Genomic DNA, 16,479 nt, shown 5'->3' with positions numbered 1-16,479 from the left:
GGGGCGTGGGCATTTTGCTTTATCACCCACAAATTGCGATTTATCAGGCGGTTTGACCTGCTCCGGTAGAATCAGGGGAGCCATTTTCATCTGCGGAGCAACGCTTCTGTTCACCTCAATGCACACCCTTGTCCTGACTCTGCTGTTTCAGCAGCAGCACGGTCTTCAGCACTATTGGAAGACCCACTACATGCAGAACACCTTCAAGGGCATGTATCACTGGAACAGCTTTGATATTGCACTGCTGATTCCTTACTTCATTGTGATGGTGATCCTGGCGTTTTACGGCATCCACCGCTACCAGTTGGTGTGGCTGTACTTCCGCAATAAGAAGAAGGAAGCGACGAGTACGAACGCTCCGATGCAGTTTGCGGAGAACGAACTGCCGTTCGTGACGATCCAGTTGCCCATCTTCAACGAGCAGTATGTGGTGGACCGGCTGGTGGATGCGTGCTGCCGCATTGAGTATCCGCGTGACCGGTTTGAGATCCAGGTGCTGGATGACTCGACTGATGAAACGCACGAAGTAGCTGCTGAGATTGTGCGAAAGTATGCGGAAGGCACGGCGGGGTTGGAACCGCAGCCGATCTACTATCTGCATCGTACGGATCGCCATGGTTACAAGGCCGGCGCTCTGGATGCGGGATTGAAGACCGCGAAGGGCGAGTTGATTGCGATCTTCGACGCGGACTTTGTGCCGCCGACGGACTGGTTATATAAGGTTGTTAATCATTTTGCAGAGCCGGGCGTGGGCATGGTGCAGACGCGCTGGACGCATCTGAATCGCAACTACAGCTTCCTGACGCAGGTGGAAGCGATCCTGCTTGATGGCCACTTTGTGCTGGAGCATGGCGGACGTTCGCGTGCGGGTGTGTTCTTTAACTTCAACGGCACCGCGGGTGCTTGGCGTCGTACGGCGATTGATGAGGCCGGTGGATGGCAACATGACACGCTGACCGAAGATACGGACCTGAGCTATCGTGCGCAGTTGAAGGGATGGAAGTTTAAGTATCTGCAGGATGTGGAATGCCCGGCAGAGCTTCCGATTGAAATGACTGCGTTCAAGACGCAGCAGGCGCGTTGGGCAAAGGGATTGATCCAGACTGGCAAGAAGATTTTGCCGCGTGTGTTGGCCAGCGATGCGCCGAAGCATACGAAGCTGGAGGCGTGGTATCACCTGACGGCGAACATCAGTTATCCGTTGATGATCATCCTAAGCGTGTTGCTGATGCCGGCGATGATTATTCGTTCGTGGCAGGGCTGGGTGCAGATGTTGCTGATCGACTTCCCGCTGTTCATGGCGAGTACGATGTCGATCTCAAGCTTCTACCTTGTGTCGCAAAAAGAGCTGTTCCCGAAGACCTGGTACAAGACGTTTCTGTATCTGCCGTTTCTGATGGCGCTGGGTGTTGGTTTGACCATCACCAATACCAAGGCGGTGATGGAAGCGTTGTTTGGTGTGCAGAGCGCGTTTGCGCGTACGCCGAAGTATCGCGTGCAGAAGAAGGGCGAGGCGACTGTTGCGGCGAAGAAGTATCGCAAGCGGCTGGGCATTATTCCGTGGATTGAACTTGCGATTGGATGTTACTTCGCGTTCACGGTCTGGTATGCGTTCAGCAGCGAGAATTACTTCACGGTGCCGTTCCTGCTTTTGTTTGTACTGGGTTACTGGTACACGGGTTTGTTGAGCCTGCTGCAAGGACGTTTTGAGCGCGGCGGGAATGCGGGTGCAGAACTGCATGAGAAGCCGTATCCTGTCGGCATCTGACAAATTAGTGGAGGGCAGTCCATGGGAGCGTTTGCAGGTATTGTGCTTGGGTATCTTGCTGCGATTGCGGTCCACCTGGTGTTGGGCTTCCTGATTACACGCGAAGGACGCGGGGTGCTGACGGACGGCTCGCGCATGAGTCGTGCTTACTATATGCAGCTTGGACTGTCGTGGATTGTGGCGGGCGCAGTGGCAGCGTGCACCGGGTTGTACTTTTTCTCGACCATGCCGTTGGCTGCGGTGACCCTGGCGGCGATTGCGGCGTTGCTTTGCTTCGCGATGATCCGCGCACGGAACAAGATGCCGCATCAGCAGACCATTGGCGACACTGTGTTGCTGATGCTTTGTGTGTTGGTGGGATGTGCGATTCCCGCCTATATCCAGTTGAGCTAAACGCACGCAGGAGAAGAGATGCTGAATCGGCGGCAAGTGTTGAAGGGAATGGGCGCTGCGGCATCGCTTCTGTCCATGCCATCGTGGGCGTTGGAAGTGGGTGGTGTGCAGCTTGGTTTGCAGACATACACCTTTCACAATGTGCGTCAGGGTGGGCTGCAGGCGATTGACACGATCCTGGATGGCACGCGCCAGTTGAAAGTGAATCAGCTGGAGCTTTGGGCGCCACAGGCAGAGCCGTTTGCGTTGCCGGTGCGTTACTGGTCGCCGTGGAGTGGTGCTGCGACGGAGCCTGCAACACAGGTTCCGCAAGCCGAACGCGAGAGCCGCAGGAATGCGTTACGGGCGTGGCGTACGAATACTCCTCCGGGGCATTTTGCGGATATTCGACATCGGTTCGACCTCGCGCATATCGGCTTGTTTTCTTATAACTACAGCTTTGAACCGACGATGACCGATGCGGAAATTGAGCATGGTTTTATGGCGGCGAAGATCCTGCGCCTGAAGTTGATTACGGCTTCCAGCAAAGTGTCGATGGCAAAGCGCGTGGCTCCGTTTGCAGAGAAGCATGGGATCATGGTCGCGTTTCATAACCACGCGGTGACGAAGGATCCAGATGATCTTGCGACGATGGATCACTTCCGCCAGGTGCTGGCTATGTCGTCGATGTACCGCATCAACCTGGATGTTGCGCACTATGCGGCGAGTGGTCTTGATGCTGTGGCTGCGCTGGAAGCACTGCATGACAAGATTACGAACATGCATGTGCATGACCGCAAAGCCAACGATGGAGCGAGCGTTCCGTTTGGTGAGGGAGTGACGCCGGCCGCGCAGATACTGAAGATGAATCGTGATCGTGGATGGAAGATTCCGTGTTTCTACGAGCTGGAGTATGTGGGCGCGGATGGACGTGATGTGATCGCGGAGACTCGGCGCGAGCTGGATTATGAGATTCGCGTGTTGAACGAGAAATAACCAGTGTTTATGCATACGAAAAGGGCATGGCTTGCGCCATGCCCTTTGTTGTTTTGCTAATGCGGTTTACTTCTTCAGTGACTCGAGGTCGATCACGAAGCGGTAGCGAACGTCGCTCTGCAGCATGCGTTCGTAGGCTTCGTTGATGTAATCGGCCTTGATGACTTCAATGTCGCTTACGATGTTGTGGCGACCGCAGAAGTCGAGCATTTCCTGCGTCTCTTCGATGGAACCGATCATGGAACCAGCGAGGGACTTGCGGTTGGCGATAAGGCCGAAGGAGTTGAGTTGCGAGTTGCCTTCGGGTGCGCCGACCAGAACCATGGTGCTGTCTTTCTTCAACATGAAGAGGTACGGTGTGAAGTCCATGGCCACGCCCACGGTGCTGATGATGAGGTCGAAGCTGTTGTGGAGCTTCTTCACCGTTTCAGGATCGCTCATGGCGTAGAACTCGTCGGCGCCGAGCTTCTTCGCGTCGTCTGCCTTCTTCATGCTCTGGCTCAGTACGGTGACGTGTGCGCCCATGGCGTGTGCCAGCTTGACGCCCATGTGACCGAGGCCGCCGAGACCAACGATCGCAACGCGCTTGCCGGGGCCTGCACCCCAATGCTTCAGCGGGCTGTACAGCGTGATGCCTGCGCAGAGCAGCGGTGATGCTGCGTCGAGCGGCAGGTTCTCAGGAATGTGGAGGACGTAGTTCTCGTCGACAACGATGTGGTCCGAGTAGCCACCGTAGGTGGGCTGGCCCTCCTTGTCGCGACCGTTGTAGGTGAGCGTGATGCCTACCTGGCAGTAGTTGTCGTCGCCCGCGGTACATTCCACGCAGGTGCGGCAGCTATCGACGAAACAACCTACGCCGACGTTATCGCCTACCTTGAAGTGCGTGACAGCGGAACCGATGGCGCGGACTACGCCTGCGATTTCGTGGCCGGGAACCATGGGGAAGATGCCGCCGCCCCACTCGTCGCGTACCTGGTGCAGATCCGAGTGGCAGATGCCGCAGAATTTGATGTCGATGAGAACATCGTTCGGGCCGGGCTCGCGGCGCTCAAATGAAAAGGGGCCGAGGGGTGTCTTTACCGACTGCGCGGCGTAAGCGGATGCCTGTGACATCGTGTTGCTCCTGTGTTTTGTTGGTGGAATTCGCCGTGGGTCCCCGGCTCACTTATGAGATGCCGCACCCAGTATGCAGGATGCTGATGTTCGAGTTGTTACAAGGCGGTTGCGGACCAGAGGCCCGCGATGCCGAAGAGATATGGCTGCCAACGAGTTTCGTTGAATGACGCGGCTTCCATCATGCGTAAGAAGTCTTTTGGTGCGGGAAAACGCTCTACGCTGGCGGGAAGATAGGCGTACGAATCCTGCGAGCCGGAGATCATGCCGCCGATGCGTGGCAGAACATGGCGGAAGTAGAGACGGTACATCTGCTTCAGCGGCGCGGGCGGCATGGAGAAGTCGAGGATGCCGATGCGGCCGCCGGGCTTGAGGACGCGACGGATTTCGCGCAGGCCTGCGTTGTAGTCTGCGAGATTGCGGAAGCCGAAGGCGCTGACGACGAGGTCGAGCGATGCGTCATCAATGGGCAGGTTGAGGGCGTCGGCCTCGATGAATTCGACGGGTTTGCCCTGCATCTTGATGCGACCGCGTTCGATCATCTCGTGCGAGAAGTCGACGGCGAGGATGGATTCTGCGTTCGCAGGACGACGCGCGAGCAGAGCCGCCGTCATATCTGCGGTGCCGCAACAGAGGTCGAGCACGCGCGATTGTGGCTGCTTCAGTGTTGCGTCGAAGAAGCGTGCGGTGCTGTTCCACCAGACGCGGTCCATGCCCATGCTGAGGATGTGATTGGCGCGGTCGTACTGCGGCGCAATCTCATCGAACATTTTTTGTACGGCGATGGCTGCTTCTTCGTCTGTTGTTGCGCCTTCGGGACGTGCGCCTTTCGCGGATTGCAGAGCGGTCATGCAGTCACCGTCTCAGGTGCGCGCATCTCCGCAAGCATGGATTCCACGGCGGCGAGGAGTTCCGCTTCTGTGACGTCGCGCACAATATCGACTGTGCCGATGCTGGTGGGCAGGATGAAGGAGAGTGTGCCGCTGCGCTTTTTCTTGTCAGAACCGGTGAGGGTGACGAGACGCTGCGCTTCTGCTTCAAACGGCGGCAGGGGACCAAAGGCATGCACCAGATTTGTGATGCGTGATGCAGTGGCTTCATCGAGCAGGTTGCGCGATTGAGAGAGGCGGACAGCGGCGATCATGCCCCATCCGATGGCTTCGCCGTGCAGCAATTGCTTGTAGCCGGTGGCTGCTTCAATGGCGTGGCCCACGGTGTGGCCAAAGTTCAGGATCATGCGCAGGCCGCTTTCGCGCTCGTCTTCTTCAACGACTTCAGCCTTCATGCGGATGCTGTCTTCAATGACGCGCTGCAGTACCGTGATGTCGCCGTTGCGAATGGCTTCTGCGTTCTGCTCCATGAATGCGAAGAGCTTGGGATAGCGGATGACGCCGGCTTTTACGCTCTCCTGCAGGCCTGCGTGGAGTTCGCGTGGCGGCAGTGTCGATAGCGTATCGAGGTCTGCGAAGACCGCGAGCGGATGATAGAACGCGCCTACGAGGTTTTTGCCTGCGGCGAGATTTGCGCCGGTCTTGCCACCCACGGAGGAGTCCACCTGCGAGAGCAGAGTCGTAGGCACCTGAATGAATGGCACGCCGCGCATCCAGATGGCGGCGAGGAAGCCGGTCAGGTCGCCGAGGACGCCGCCGCCAAGTGCGACGAGGAGTGTGTCGCGGTCGGCTCCATGCTGCGCCAGTTCTTCCAGCAGGCGCTCGATGGTGGTCATGCGTTTGTGCGATTCGCCTGCAGGGATGAGTAACGTCGTTACCTGTTTACCGAGGGCTTCAAATCCGTTGCGGACGGACCCGGCCCAAAGTAGGTCAATCTCCGGCGAGGTGACGATAAAGACCTGCGAAATCTTCTTTGCGAGAGGCGCTGTGCGCGCTGCGATGGACGCGAGGATGTTGCGGTCCACATGGACGGTATAGCTTGCGGACGCAGCTTCAACACGGATATCGCTCATACATCCATTATTGCAGGGTCGCCAGCGGGGCGTGGAGCGCGATAGAGTTGCTGACATGCTGAAACAGATGGTTTCGTTGGTTCTGTGCGCCGTGGCGAGTTCTTCGTTGGTGGCGCAGGTTGCGGTACGCGAAGACGCCGCGAAGAAGACGTGGTTTGTGAGCGCGGGCACGATGACCTATGCCGTGGGCGTGAACGACCTGGGCATGCTGCAGTCGTTGTACTGGGGCCCGAAACTGCCTGCAAACGCGGCGCTGCCTGCGGTGAAGGCTCCGCCGGAGCGCGCTTCGTTCGATCCACAGATTTCAACCATGCCGATGGAGTATCCAGCGTGGGGCGAGGGCCTGTTCACGGAGTCGGCTCTGAAGGCGGATTTCAGTAATGGCGACCGGACGTCGATCCTGAAGTTTGAATCCGCGAAGACCAGCGCGGATGAGCTGGAGATTGTGCTGAAGGATACAGCGCAGCCGTTGCGCGTTCACCTGTATTACAAGGCGTATCCCGAGGGTGTGATTGCGCGATGGTCGCGCATTGAGAACACGGGTAAGACGCCGGTGCAGTTGGAGCAGGCTGCGAGCGCTACGTGGACGCTGCCGCAGTATCCCGAGACGGAGAAGTCTGCCTACAGTCTGAACTGGCTTACCGGCATGTGGGGCGGTGAGTGGCAGTTGCATAACGAAAGGATCCAGGCGGGCGAGCGTGTGCTGGAGAGCCGGAAGGGAAGCACGTCGCATCGCGCGAATCCCTGGTTTGCGATTGGCCGTACGGACCAGACGACGGAAGATGCGGGGCCGGTTTGGTTTGGGGAACTTGGCTGGAGCGGAAGCTGGCGGATGACGGTGGAAGACACGAGTCTGCACATGGTGAAGGTGACGGGCGGGTTCAATCCGTTTGATTTCCATGCCACGCTGGCTGCGGGACAGTCCATGGAGACGCCGAAGTTTTATGCGGGTTATACCGACGGCGGGCAGGGTGCCGCGTCGCGTGTGCTGCATCGTTTCCAGACGGATGAGATTCTGCCGCTGCGACAGGGTGCGGGACAGCCACCGAAGCCGCGCGCGATTGTCTACAACAGCTGGGAAGCGACGGAGATGAACTTTACCGACCAGATGCAGATGCAACTGGCGGAGAAGGCAGCGAAGCTGGGCGTGGAACGCTTCGTGATTGACGATGGCTGGTTTGGTGAACGCAATGACGATCATCGCGGGCTGGGTGACTGGTATCTGAACAAGCAGAAGTTTCCGAACGGTTTGAAGCCGCTGATTGATAAGGTGCATGGCCTGGGTATGGATTTCGGCATCTGGGTTGAGCCGGAGATGGTGAACCCGAACAGCGATCTGTATCGCAAACATCCTGAGTGGGCGATGCAGATGCCGGATCGTCAGCGTACGGAACAGCGCAATCAACTGCTGCTGAACCTGGCGCGTGAAGACGTGAAGGAGTGGACGTTTGAGTGGCTGGACAAGCTGGTTACTGAGAATGACATTGCGTATCTGAAGTGGGATTACAACCGCAACTGGAGCGAGCCGGGATGGGATACAGCTCCGGGTACGAGTGCTGCGCATCGTGATGTGGATGCGGAGAAGGCCATCAACGTGAAGTATGTGCAGAATCTGTATGAGATTCTGGATCGCCTGCGGAAGAAGCATCCGAAGCTGGAGATTGAATCGTGCAGCGGTGGTGGTGGCCGTGTGGACCTGGGTATTCTGGAGCGCACCGATGAGGTGTGGACCAGCGACAACACCGATGCGTTGGATCGGCTTGATCTGCAGTATGGCTTCAGCCACGCCTATACGCCGCAGGTGATGGTGGCGTGGACAACAGATATTTCGCACCCGGAGCGGCGCGGTATCCCGCTGCAGTATCGCTTTGTTGTTGCGATGCAGGGTGCGCTTGGCGTTGGCAACAATCTGAACAAGTTCAGCGATGCGGATATGGCGCTGAGCGCGAAGCTGGTGTCGTTCTACAAGACGATTCGTACAACGGTGCAACAAGGCGCGCAGTATCGTTTGCAGTCGCCGCTGGATCGCGATGAGACGCAGATGCAGTATGTGTCTCGCGATGGATCGCAGGCTGTGCTGCTGGCGTATCTGCATTCGCAGCGGCTGCGTGTGGCGTATCCGCCGGTGCGTTTGAAGGGACTGGATGCGAATGCCATGTATCGCGTGCGTGCGCTGGATGCGGAGAAGTATCGCGGCGAGCAGACTGTGAGCGGTGCGGTGCTGATGGGCGCGGGCGTCACGCTGAATATGCGTGATGACTACGACTCAACCGTTGTGGTGTTTGAGCGCGTGAATTAAGGCTTCGTTGCGAGCGAGTTGTTCGGACTCGCTCGCAACGGATACATCTCATCGTTTGTCGCGTCCGTGCAAACGCGGCGTCAGCTTGGGGACCACGAACTCCTGCATCATTGCGCCGAAGATGCCGAACGCTGTTCCTACGGCCGCATTCTGTAGCGTTAGTCCTGCTCCGTTGCGATCGCTGGCGGGATAGTAGAGATTGCTGATGCCTGCAGAGGCGAAGTTCCCAATGACATTGGAGTAGTTGAAGACCGTCTTGTTCTGGTCGTTGCGGCAGAAGATCACGCTGGCGGCGGCGTGGCGCGTGCGGGATAGGACAGAACCTGTTCCCTGATAGCGATAGCGCGGGTCCTGATGAAAGACGACCGGAAGAATGGCGCCGCCGAGGAATGTGCTGATGGCTCCGTCTGCGAAGGATGCACCATAGCGTTTGGCATAGCCGGAGGGGCCTGTGCCATAGCCGCTGAAGCTGTTGTTGGCTTGTTCTACTCCGGCGACGATGGCCGCACTTGCAAATGAAAACGGGTCCAGCGTGGAACGCCATGCCAGGTGAAACTTCTGTCCCTTGGAGAGAGGAGCCGGGCTCGCATCGTAGACCACATAGAAATTGGGGACGACGCCGAGTACGCGCTGCTTCATCTCGAGGTTCACCTGCTCCGTGGCGACCTCTTTTTCTGTCGCGATCACGGTGACGGTCGCGAACTCACCAAGGGGACGCAGCTCAATCGAATCCAGATCCTTCTCTTCGCCGGGAAGAATCTCTCCGGTGCGCGTGTCCGCGAAGAAACCGTTCGCGGTGATGTGCAGTCGATAGGTGCCGGGCGTGACGCCGTACGCGTGAAAGACGCCATCTTCGTCGGCGAAGGCGACCACGGTCACACCGCCGGACAGGACTTCCACGCGCGCGCCGGGCAACAGGGCGCCGTCTCCGTCCTGTACCGTGCCCACGAGAGACGCCTTGGCAAGCATGGATGCTTGTCCGGCTTCCTGTGCCATGACAACGTTCGGTGTGGCGGCGCAAAAAAAGATCAGGCCGCACAGCCAAGGCAAAAGGCGCATGAAGTACAAGACGGTCGGGATTCGCAGAAGTTCTTTTCGTGGAACGCCATACCGCGTCATTCAGTTCCCATTTGGGAGAAAGACGCGAAACGGAGAGGAAACGTTGGATGTGGGGTTAGCGGCGCTTCTTGCCTGCCTTTTCCTTCTTCTCCACGGGTTGTAGCTGGGCCTCGGCGGGCGGTTGGGTGCCTGGAGGAAGGACGCGTCGCGTAATGTTGCCTTCCAGGCGGTATGTCTTGGTAACAAGCTGGCCCTTGGCCACGCGGATCTGGCCATTCGTGTCGGCCTGCGGCACGGGTGCACCGGCTGCCAGCACAGTGTAGATGTAGGTGGGGGCGGGGCCCGTACCCGGCAGGCGGTCATGCGCTGGAGTTCCGGGATCGGAAGCAATCTTTACGGGGAAATAGCCCAGGATGTTTCGATCGCGGTTCGCCGTTTCGTAGCGATGCCGCTTCAAATTCCACGAGTAGACGCGAACCTGATTGAAGTCGTAGGGCAGGCCGGCCTCGTATGGGCTGGTGACGGTGACGTACTGCGGGACCTCTTTGCTGGCGCCCTCAATCTCCGGATCTATCACCTTGTTGATGATGTAAGCGCCCACGATGCGCTGGCCCTCGGCATAACGCGAGATGGCCTCCGGCACATCGGTGTTGAGCAGGCCGCTGGTCATCCAGCCAGTGTGATTCTTCGTGTCGCGCACCAGCCACCAGTCCTGCATGGGCGGTTTCAGCACTTCACCTTCCTTCACCTGGATGCCCTTGGCGCGAGCCATGCTTTCCACGGTCTGGCCGGGAGGAAGAGGCTTCTGGATGGAAGCGCGTTGGAGAAGCTTTAGCTTGTCGCCGTCGGCAAGACGGTAGAAACGATCCGTCTGAATGCCGGGGGAGATGTGCAGATAGACATCGTCGCTGACCGTGCCTGTGGCGACGACGGCATCGTTCTCGTGGTCTTTCTGGAGCTGCTCGAAGGCGTCCGCAATTTTTTCTGTGGCGACGGCGCGTTCGTCAATCCAGCCAATCTCGCCGTTGTCCGTCTTCACACGGTAAAAGCGGCGATTTTGTTCCAGAATTTCCAGCCGCTGACCGTTGACCACGTTGCCGGTCCGGTTCGATACCGCGGCGATGCGATCGCGGAGGAAAGTGCCCTTGGCCGTCACATAGACGTAATGCGTCAGCACCTTCGGCTTGAAATGATTGCAGCCGGAGACCAGCGAGACCGTAGATCCCAGGGCTAGAACACACGCAAATCGGGCCGAAAATGGAGACAATCGCAACATCCGCACTGAGTCTGAGGATAGCATCGCCACGTTGACGAGGCGTGTGACGAACCACGCCTGAGGCGGGAGGCAACCCTTTAGTACGAGAGCGCGACGATGCTGGCGTTTGTGCCGGTGGACGATGTTGCGGCCGAATTCAACTTGCCTGCGGTTGTGCTGTCGAAGCTGTACAGTGTGACATCCGGTGACCCAGAGTATGCGGCTGCGGCGATGTATTTGCCGGTGGAATCTGCTCCCAACGACGTCACAGCGACACCGGACGCAAAAGGCGATCCGCTGATGGCCGTCAGCTTCGCGTTTGCGTCAATCGACCAGCCCGAGATGTTGTTGTCGCCGCGATTGGCCACGTAAACGTACTTGCCGGATTTATCCAGTACTACGGAGTACGGTTGTGACCCGGCGGTATAGGTCGTTGACGTGGTCGGCGTGAGAATGCCGGCGGCTGTGATGGTGTTCACCACGAGGCCCGGATTGGTGCCGCTGCGTGCTTCGTAGAGATAGCTGCTGGTACTGTCGATCGCGATGGCATTATCGCTGGTGAAACTGGGCGGTGCGGTCTGCGTCAGGTATTGAAGCGCTCCGGTGGTGCTGTTGAAGCTGAAGAACAACTCGCCCGCAGTGCCCATAGCGGCAATGACGAACCCACCCGAGGGCGCAATGCGGAGTTGCTTGGGCACGACCGTCCCCGAGACAGTGAATCCAATGCCTCCGCTCGGTCCGATGCTCAACGAGCCATCGCTGCCAATGCTGAACAGATCCAGCGCATTGCCGCTGCCATCGAGCACGATGAGCCATTTGCCATCCGGCGAGGTCTGCATGTCCGCACAGTTTGCGTTGGCAATGGCGTTACCGCTGTTCAACGAACTTAACGTGCCGTCGCTGCCAATCGTATAGCCGAAGATCTGTGAGACGGTTCCCACCCACACATACTTGTTGTCGCGGCTGACGGTAACGGCCGTGGGCGGAAAGCTGTAGGTGAGAGGCGAGCCGTTGAGCGTCGAGAGGGTTCCCGAAGAAGAAATGCTAAGGCCCGAGACCGTATTCGCACCTGCATTCGCAACGAAAAGATAATTTCCCGAGTTCGTTCCACCGCCGCTGTTCCCGCCGCCGCCCGAATTACCGTTTTCCGGCGTGAAGAATTTGCCGGTGCCGCAACCGTTCAGGAGCAACAGGCCAGATATCAGTAAGGGAACAGCGCGACGAAACGGAAGCATGGAAAAAACACCACTCCTGACGGCAGGGAAAGTCAATCCATTGGACGCAACAGGAGAGGAATCATGCTGCAAAATCTTTAGTTTGGCCGAGCCTGGCAGTCAGGGCAGATGCCGATCACGTCGATAGAAACGCGTTCCACCAGGAAGCCAGCCGGCATTGCGACCTGCAACAGGGGGGTCCCGAGATCGCCGTCCGGCAGGTCCGTTACCTTACGGCATACCGAACACACCATGTGATGGTGCGGCATATCGTTCATCTCCACGCGCAGGGTTCCGTGGTGGATAGAAACCTCGCGAAACACGCCGCTTTCCACGAAAAGATGGATGTTCTTGTACACGGTAGCCAGCGAGATGGACGGAATACGCTTCTTCACCGCCTCAAAGACTTCTTCCGGCGACGGGTGGCCATACATGCTCTGCATCGTCTCGTACAGCACCTGCCGCTGATGCGTCACCGCAATCCCGTGGCGGGCGCAGAGTTCGCGGAAGGATCGGAGAGTCTCAGGCATATCAACATTTAGTAGAAATGCCTCAACTGGCAGTGTCAAGACAGATACCCAGCCCCCACCGGTATGAATTTCTCCCATCGGGCATCGCTGATGCGGATAGGATGAAACTCCCTTGGTTGAACTTAGGGCCCATGCGCCGTATCCTTGCGCGAAGCCCCTCTGCGGAAAGGAGAAACCCCATGCGTACCTTTACTCTTCCCGAAGCACACACGCTGCTTCCCGTGCTGGATTCTCTGCTGCAACGCGCGCAGGAGGCCGCCTCCGTGGCCACCATTCGCGAAAACTCACTGGCAGGGCTGTCACAGGCCATTTTCCTTTCCGGTGGCTTGCGTGTGGACCTGCAGGAAGTGTCCCGCATCAAGGCCGAACACACCGCCGCCGTTACCCAGGCAAAGGACACGCTGACTGAGATTGAGGCCATTGGTGTGGAGGTCCACGACCTGGCCAGCGGCCTGCTGGAATTTCCATTTCAGCTCGGCGATGAGGTTGTGATGCTGTGCTGGCTGCAGGGTGAAAAGAACATTACCCAGTGGCATGCGGCTGAAGCGGGATGGGATGAGCGCAAACCGTTGGATGAACGCTTCACCCGCGGCGACAAACTGCAGTAACTGTCGCGCTAGATGTCCCGTAGCGTCTCCAACTTGTTATCCTTACAGTCACGATGCCCAGCTTTCAGGACTCCGTTGTCATCTTCATTCTGGCCCTCATCTTGGTGGGTCCGAAGAACCTGCCCAAACTGGCGCGCCAGCTTGGCAAACTGATGGCTGAGTTCCGCCGCGCCTCCAACGAATTCCGCATGCAGATGGAAGATGAACTTCGCGTGGAAGAGCAGAAGGAGCACGAGGCAAAGGTGGCCGCGCTCGCTGGCCCTGTCTCTGAGACTCCTTCCGGCGAAACCATTGAAGGTGCTGTCACAGAATCCACGCCCATCGCTGAAGCTGGATCGTTGAAGATGATGCCGCCCTCCACCGGTTTACCCACGGAAGCCGGCAGCTATCCCACGCCGGACTTCGCCACAGCCGAGCATACCGAGCATCAGGAGATCACCTCTGAAGCTGGCATCAGCAGCGAAGAACCTCGCGAAGAAATCCACGAACTTGTTCCGGCCGACACGGATGCCGACCACCGACACAACGACTGATAGTAAGAAAGACGGAATGTCCGACGTAATCGAAAAAGCACGCGAAGCGGTACACGAACGCGCCGAACTCCCTGGCATGAGCTTGATGGAGCACCTCACTGAGCTGCGCTCCCGCCTCATCCATTCCGTCGTTGCACTGCTGATTGGTTTTTGTGTTGCGTACTACTGGCACGAGCAGCTCTTCAACATCGTGCAGCGGCCAATGGATCAGCTGCACTATCAGCTCAACATCACTCACCCTACTGACGGTCTGAACATTTATCTGAAGACTGCCTTGTACGGTGGTGGCATCCTGGCTGCGCCTTACATCCTGTATCAGCTCTGGCTGTTCATCTCGCCGGGCATGTACAAGAACGAAAAGAAATTTGTGGTGCCGTTCATGGCAGCCACAGTTCTGCTCTTTTTCTCCGGAGCATACTTTGGCTACCGTTGGGTTCTGCCCTCGGCTCTGCACGTTCTCATTGGTGAGTTTGGCCATCGCTTCAACGCCATCATCACAATTGATGAATACACCAGCTTCTTCACGGCCATCATCTTCGGCCTGGGCATCACCTTTGAACTGCCCATCCTGATTTTCTTTCTTTCGCTGTTCGGCATCGTGGACGCCAAGTTTCTGGTGCGGCATGCCCGCTACGCCATCCTGATCATCTTTGTGATTGCGGGCATCATCTGCCCGCTGCCAGACCCGCTCAGCATGTGCCTCTTTGCAGCCCCAATGCTCGTGCTGTATGGACTCAGCATCGGCGTGGCCTACGTTGCACATCCAGCCCGACGCAAGAAGAAGGAACTGCCTGCAGGCTAGTCGTCTGCTTTCATAAAAATGATCTGACCCCGTTCGTGAATCGCGAACGGGGTTTTCTCTTTTCGCAAACTGTTGATTTCTCGCGGACTCGCGCCAAAAGCATTAGCATCAAATCTACTGATGCCCAACGCCCAGCCCATTGATTGGATTGTCTTCCACGTCTTGCTGCTGGTTTTGCTGGCGCTTGAAGTCCTGCTGCTGCACAAGACGACACCGGAGAGCGCGCCCAAGCGTTCCTATGCAGCAACAGCCCTGTGGATACTGGGTGCTGTTGCCTTCGGAGCGTATGTCTACGTCCACCTGCATCCGCAGCTTGGACAGGAATTTCTGGCGGGCTATGCGTTGGAAGAGTCGCTTTCCATCGACAACCTCTTTGTCTTTCTGCTGATCTTCAAGAGCTTCCGCATTGTGCCGGACAAGCAGCGCCGTGTCCTCTTCTTCGGCATCCTCGGAGCAGTGGTCATGCGTGCAGGATTCATTGTTGCCGGTGTGGCGATCCTGGAGAAGTTCGATTGGGTCACCTATATCTTCGCAGTCATCCTGCTCATCGCTGCGGTGCGTCTCGTGATGCCGGAAGATCACGTACATCCAAAGAAACCGAAGTGGCAGATATGGCTGGAGAAGCGCCAACCCATCTCGCTTTCGCAGGATTCTTTCACGGCTGTTGAGAATGGCCGACGCATTCCCACGGTGCTTGCTTTAGCGCTGGTTGGCATTGCGTTTGCAGACTTCGTGTTTGCGCTTGATTCCATCCCTGCCGTGCTTTCGATTACACGGCACACGTTCATCGCGTACACGTCGAACATCCTCGCGGTGATGGGTTTGCGTAGCCTGTTCTTCGTTCTCACACACGCGCTTGAAAAGCTTGCCTATCTGCACTTTGGACTTGCGGCTGTGCTGGCCTTCGCCGCAGCCAAGATGCTGGCGGCGCCCTGGTATGAGGTCACACCGCTGGTATCGCTCGTGGTGATCTTTGCAATGCTCGCGATCACGATTGTGGTTTCGCTGCTGTTGCAACGCAATCATCCGCAACCCGCGGAGTAAGACTTTCACCACTCGAATTTCGAGTTCGATTTCATAGCGCAGGCTGCTTGCCAAGCATTGTGTGTGAATGTGTACAATGTCCACATTCAGGAGACGCACCCCATGTCGTTGACTCCAGCTACCGAACTTGCAGCAAAGAACAAGGCAAATCACCCGAACGAATCGTCCACCTACCGCCAGGCTCGCAACAAACTTCTGGCTGAAGAGATTGAACTGCGGCGCCACATTGCAGCCGTAGCAGAGAAGCGCCGCGCCCTGCCGATGGGAGGTGAAATCCCCGAGGACTACACACTCGTTGGCCCCAATGGTCCGGTGAAATTCTCCGACCTCTTCGGCGACAAGGACACGCTGCTGGTTTATAGCTACATGTTCGGGCCGCAACGGAAACGTCCCTGCCCCATGTGCACGTCCATGCTCAGTTCATGGGAAGCCGCGGCACGCAACTTCATGCAGAAGGCTTCTCTTGCGGTGTTCGCACGTTCGCCCATCGAACGGCTTGAGGACTGGAAGAAAGAACGTGGCTGGAAGTACCTGAAGCTGTATTCCGATTCCGATGGTGCCTTCACGCGCACCTACGTTTCACCTGAGGATGCCGACGTACCCGGCATGAACGTTTTTGCTCGTCGCGATGGCCGTATCTTTCACTTCTGGGCTCCTGAAATGAGCATGGAGATGAACGACCCGGAACAGGACCCGCGTGGTGCACCGGATCCTGACACGCTGTGGACGATGTTTGATATGACGCCGGAAGGACGCGACCCCAAGTGGTATCCGAGCCTCGATGGTGTGGGCGGCATACTCCACCAGATCGACCTCGACGCAAACCCACCTGCTAAATAGATTCGAACGAGCTCTTCAGGGAAGGGAATTGAAGCGCAAAAGCGAAAGGGATGCGAGTTGATCGCATCCCTTTCGTCTGTTCT

The 16,479-nt window shown here is 57.6% G+C and carries 16 protein-coding genes; 9 read left to right on the top strand and 7 right to left on the bottom strand.

Annotated features, from left to right (window positions below):
* Positions 1 to 118 precede the first annotated feature (118 nt).
* From M504_RS06810 to M504_RS22715, 3 genes are all read left to right on the top strand, one after another.
* On the top strand, positions 119 to 1,768 hold the full coding sequence (locus M504_RS06810) for a cellulose synthase family protein (protein WP_047489400.1): 1,650 nt from the start codon (positions 119 to 121) through the stop codon (positions 1,766 to 1,768).
* A 21-nt stretch (positions 1,769 to 1,789) separates the two neighbouring features.
* Positions 1,790 to 2,161: a hypothetical protein gene (locus tag M504_RS21145; RefSeq protein WP_052200483.1), complete on the top strand. Its 372-nt coding sequence runs from the start codon at positions 1,790 to 1,792 to the stop codon at positions 2,159 to 2,161.
* A 450-nt stretch (positions 2,162 to 2,611) separates the two neighbouring features.
* On the top strand, positions 2,612 to 3,136 hold the full coding sequence (locus M504_RS22715) for a sugar phosphate isomerase/epimerase family protein (RefSeq protein WP_369792906.1): 525 nt from the start codon (positions 2,612 to 2,614) through the stop codon (positions 3,134 to 3,136).
* 66 nt (positions 3,137 to 3,202) lie between these two features.
* Here the strand turns inward: M504_RS22715 and M504_RS06795 are convergent, their stop codons facing one another.
* From M504_RS06795 to aroB, 3 genes are all read right to left on the bottom strand, one after another.
* Positions 3,203 to 4,249, bottom strand: coding sequence for an NAD(P)-dependent alcohol dehydrogenase (locus M504_RS06795; protein ID WP_047489389.1), 1,047 nt, complete (start codon positions 4,247 to 4,249; stop codon positions 3,203 to 3,205).
* A 98-nt stretch (positions 4,250 to 4,347) separates the two neighbouring features.
* Positions 4,348 to 5,100 (bottom strand): bifunctional demethylmenaquinone methyltransferase/2-methoxy-6-polyprenyl-1,4-benzoquinol methylase UbiE, encoded by a 753-nt coding sequence (ubiE, locus tag M504_RS06790; protein WP_047489386.1) that lies wholly within the window; start codon positions 5,098 to 5,100, stop codon positions 4,348 to 4,350.
* On the bottom strand, positions 5,097 to 6,212 hold the full coding sequence (gene aroB, locus M504_RS06785) for a 3-dehydroquinate synthase (RefSeq protein WP_047489383.1): 1,116 nt from the start codon (positions 6,210 to 6,212) through the stop codon (positions 5,097 to 5,099). Before aroB ends, ubiE begins: the two co-directional genes overlap by 4 nt.
* A 55-nt stretch (positions 6,213 to 6,267) precedes the next feature.
* Here aroB and M504_RS06780 point away from each other — a divergent pair, with 55 nt between their 5' ends.
* Positions 6,268 to 8,511 (top strand): alpha-galactosidase, encoded by a 2,244-nt coding sequence (locus M504_RS06780; protein WP_084214172.1) that lies wholly within the window; start codon positions 6,268 to 6,270, stop codon positions 8,509 to 8,511.
* A 48-nt stretch (positions 8,512 to 8,559) separates the two neighbouring features.
* On the opposite strand, the gene M504_RS06775 is transcribed toward M504_RS06780, so the two are convergent.
* The 4 genes from M504_RS06775 to M504_RS06760 form a co-directional block, all read right to left on the bottom strand.
* The gene (locus M504_RS06775; protein ID WP_198137543.1) at positions 8,560 to 9,507 is read right to left on the bottom strand and encodes a carboxypeptidase-like regulatory domain-containing protein; all 948 of its coding nucleotides are present in this window, start codon (positions 9,505 to 9,507) and stop codon (positions 8,560 to 8,562) included.
* Between the two features lie 178 nt (positions 9,508 to 9,685).
* On the bottom strand, positions 9,686 to 10,837 hold the full coding sequence (locus M504_RS06770; protein WP_232296190.1) for an SH3 domain-containing protein: 1,152 nt from the start codon (positions 10,835 to 10,837) through the stop codon (positions 9,686 to 9,688).
* Positions 10,838 to 10,923: 86 nt separating this feature from the next.
* Complete coding sequence (locus tag M504_RS06765) at positions 10,924 to 12,060, bottom strand: beta-propeller fold lactonase family protein (protein WP_047489378.1); 1,137 nt, start codon at positions 12,058 to 12,060, stop codon at positions 10,924 to 10,926.
* 77 nt (positions 12,061 to 12,137) lie between these two features.
* On the bottom strand, positions 12,138 to 12,569 hold the full coding sequence (locus M504_RS06760) for a Fur family transcriptional regulator (RefSeq protein ID WP_047493835.1): 432 nt from the start codon (positions 12,567 to 12,569) through the stop codon (positions 12,138 to 12,140).
* Positions 12,570 to 12,748: 179 nt separating this feature from the next.
* Here M504_RS06760 and M504_RS06755 point away from each other — a divergent pair, with 179 nt between their 5' ends.
* The 5 genes from M504_RS06755 (at position 12,749) to M504_RS06735 (ending at position 16,396) form a co-directional block, all read left to right on the top strand.
* Positions 12,749 to 13,177 carry a DUF2203 domain-containing protein gene (locus M504_RS06755; protein WP_047489375.1) on the top strand — a complete coding sequence of 143 codons (429 nt, stop codon included), beginning with the start codon at positions 12,749 to 12,751 and terminating at the stop codon, positions 13,175 to 13,177.
* Between the two features lie 53 nt (positions 13,178 to 13,230).
* The gene (locus tag M504_RS21135; RefSeq protein ID WP_052200480.1) at positions 13,231 to 13,710 is read left to right on the top strand and encodes a twin-arginine translocase TatA/TatE family subunit; all 480 of its coding nucleotides are present in this window, start codon (positions 13,231 to 13,233) and stop codon (positions 13,708 to 13,710) included.
* Positions 13,711 to 13,726: 16 nt separating this feature from the next.
* Positions 13,727 to 14,512, top strand: coding sequence for a twin-arginine translocase subunit TatC (gene tatC / locus M504_RS06745; RefSeq protein WP_047489372.1), 786 nt, complete (start codon positions 13,727 to 13,729; stop codon positions 14,510 to 14,512).
* A 120-nt stretch (positions 14,513 to 14,632) separates the two neighbouring features.
* Positions 14,633 to 15,556: a TerC/Alx family metal homeostasis membrane protein gene (locus M504_RS06740; protein ID WP_047489371.1), complete on the top strand. Its 924-nt coding sequence runs from the start codon at positions 14,633 to 14,635 to the stop codon at positions 15,554 to 15,556.
* 102 nt (positions 15,557 to 15,658) lie between these two features.
* Positions 15,659 to 16,396 carry a DUF899 family protein gene (locus tag M504_RS06735; protein ID WP_047489368.1) on the top strand — a complete coding sequence of 246 codons (738 nt, stop codon included), beginning with the start codon at positions 15,659 to 15,661 and terminating at the stop codon, positions 16,394 to 16,396.
* Positions 16,397 to 16,479: the final 83 nt, after the last annotated feature.

It is taken from the genome of Terriglobus sp. TAA 43 (assembly GCF_000800015.1).
In the GTDB taxonomy this organism is placed as follows: Bacteria; Acidobacteriota; Terriglobia; order Terriglobales; family Acidobacteriaceae; genus Terriglobus.
Note: the sequence above shows the minus strand (reverse complement) of the source record. Positions and strands in the feature narration are given on the sequence as shown.

Excerpts from the sequence above, each read along its gene's own strand:
- M504_RS06810 (WP_047489400.1), top strand. The coding sequence starts at position 119 with ATGCACACCCTTGTCCTGACTCTGCTGTTTCAGCAGCAGCACGGTCTT.
- M504_RS21145 (WP_052200483.1), top strand. The coding sequence starts at position 1,790 with ATGGGAGCGTTTGCAGGTATTGTGCTTGGGTATCTTGCTGCGATTGCG.
- M504_RS22715 (WP_369792906.1), top strand. The coding sequence starts at position 2,612 with ATGACCGATGCGGAAATTGAGCATGGTTTTATGGCGGCGAAGATCCTG.
- M504_RS06795 (WP_047489389.1), bottom strand. The coding sequence starts at position 4,249 with ATGTCACAGGCATCCGCTTACGCCGCGCAGTCGGTAAAGACACCCCTC.
- ubiE (WP_047489386.1), bottom strand. The coding sequence starts at position 5,100 with ATGACCGCTCTGCAATCCGCGAAAGGCGCACGTCCCGAAGGCGCAACA.
- aroB (WP_047489383.1), bottom strand. The coding sequence starts at position 6,212 with ATGAGCGATATCCGTGTTGAAGCTGCGTCCGCAAGCTATACCGTCCAT.
- M504_RS06780 (WP_084214172.1), top strand. The coding sequence starts at position 6,268 with ATGCTGAAACAGATGGTTTCGTTGGTTCTGTGCGCCGTGGCGAGTTCT.
- M504_RS06775 (WP_198137543.1), bottom strand. The coding sequence starts at position 9,507 with ATGGCACAGGAAGCCGGACAAGCATCCATGCTTGCCAAGGCGTCTCTC.
- M504_RS06765 (WP_047489378.1), bottom strand. The coding sequence starts at position 12,060 with ATGCTTCCGTTTCGTCGCGCTGTTCCCTTACTGATATCTGGCCTGTTG.
- M504_RS06760 (WP_047493835.1), bottom strand. The coding sequence starts at position 12,569 with ATGCCTGAGACTCTCCGATCCTTCCGCGAACTCTGCGCCCGCCACGGG.
- M504_RS06755 (WP_047489375.1), top strand. The coding sequence starts at position 12,749 with ATGCGTACCTTTACTCTTCCCGAAGCACACACGCTGCTTCCCGTGCTG.
- M504_RS21135 (WP_052200480.1), top strand. The coding sequence starts at position 13,231 with ATGCCCAGCTTTCAGGACTCCGTTGTCATCTTCATTCTGGCCCTCATC.
- tatC (WP_047489372.1), top strand. The coding sequence starts at position 13,727 with ATGTCCGACGTAATCGAAAAAGCACGCGAAGCGGTACACGAACGCGCC.
- M504_RS06740 (WP_047489371.1), top strand. The coding sequence starts at position 14,633 with ATGCCCAACGCCCAGCCCATTGATTGGATTGTCTTCCACGTCTTGCTG.
- M504_RS06735 (WP_047489368.1), top strand. The coding sequence starts at position 15,659 with ATGTCGTTGACTCCAGCTACCGAACTTGCAGCAAAGAACAAGGCAAAT.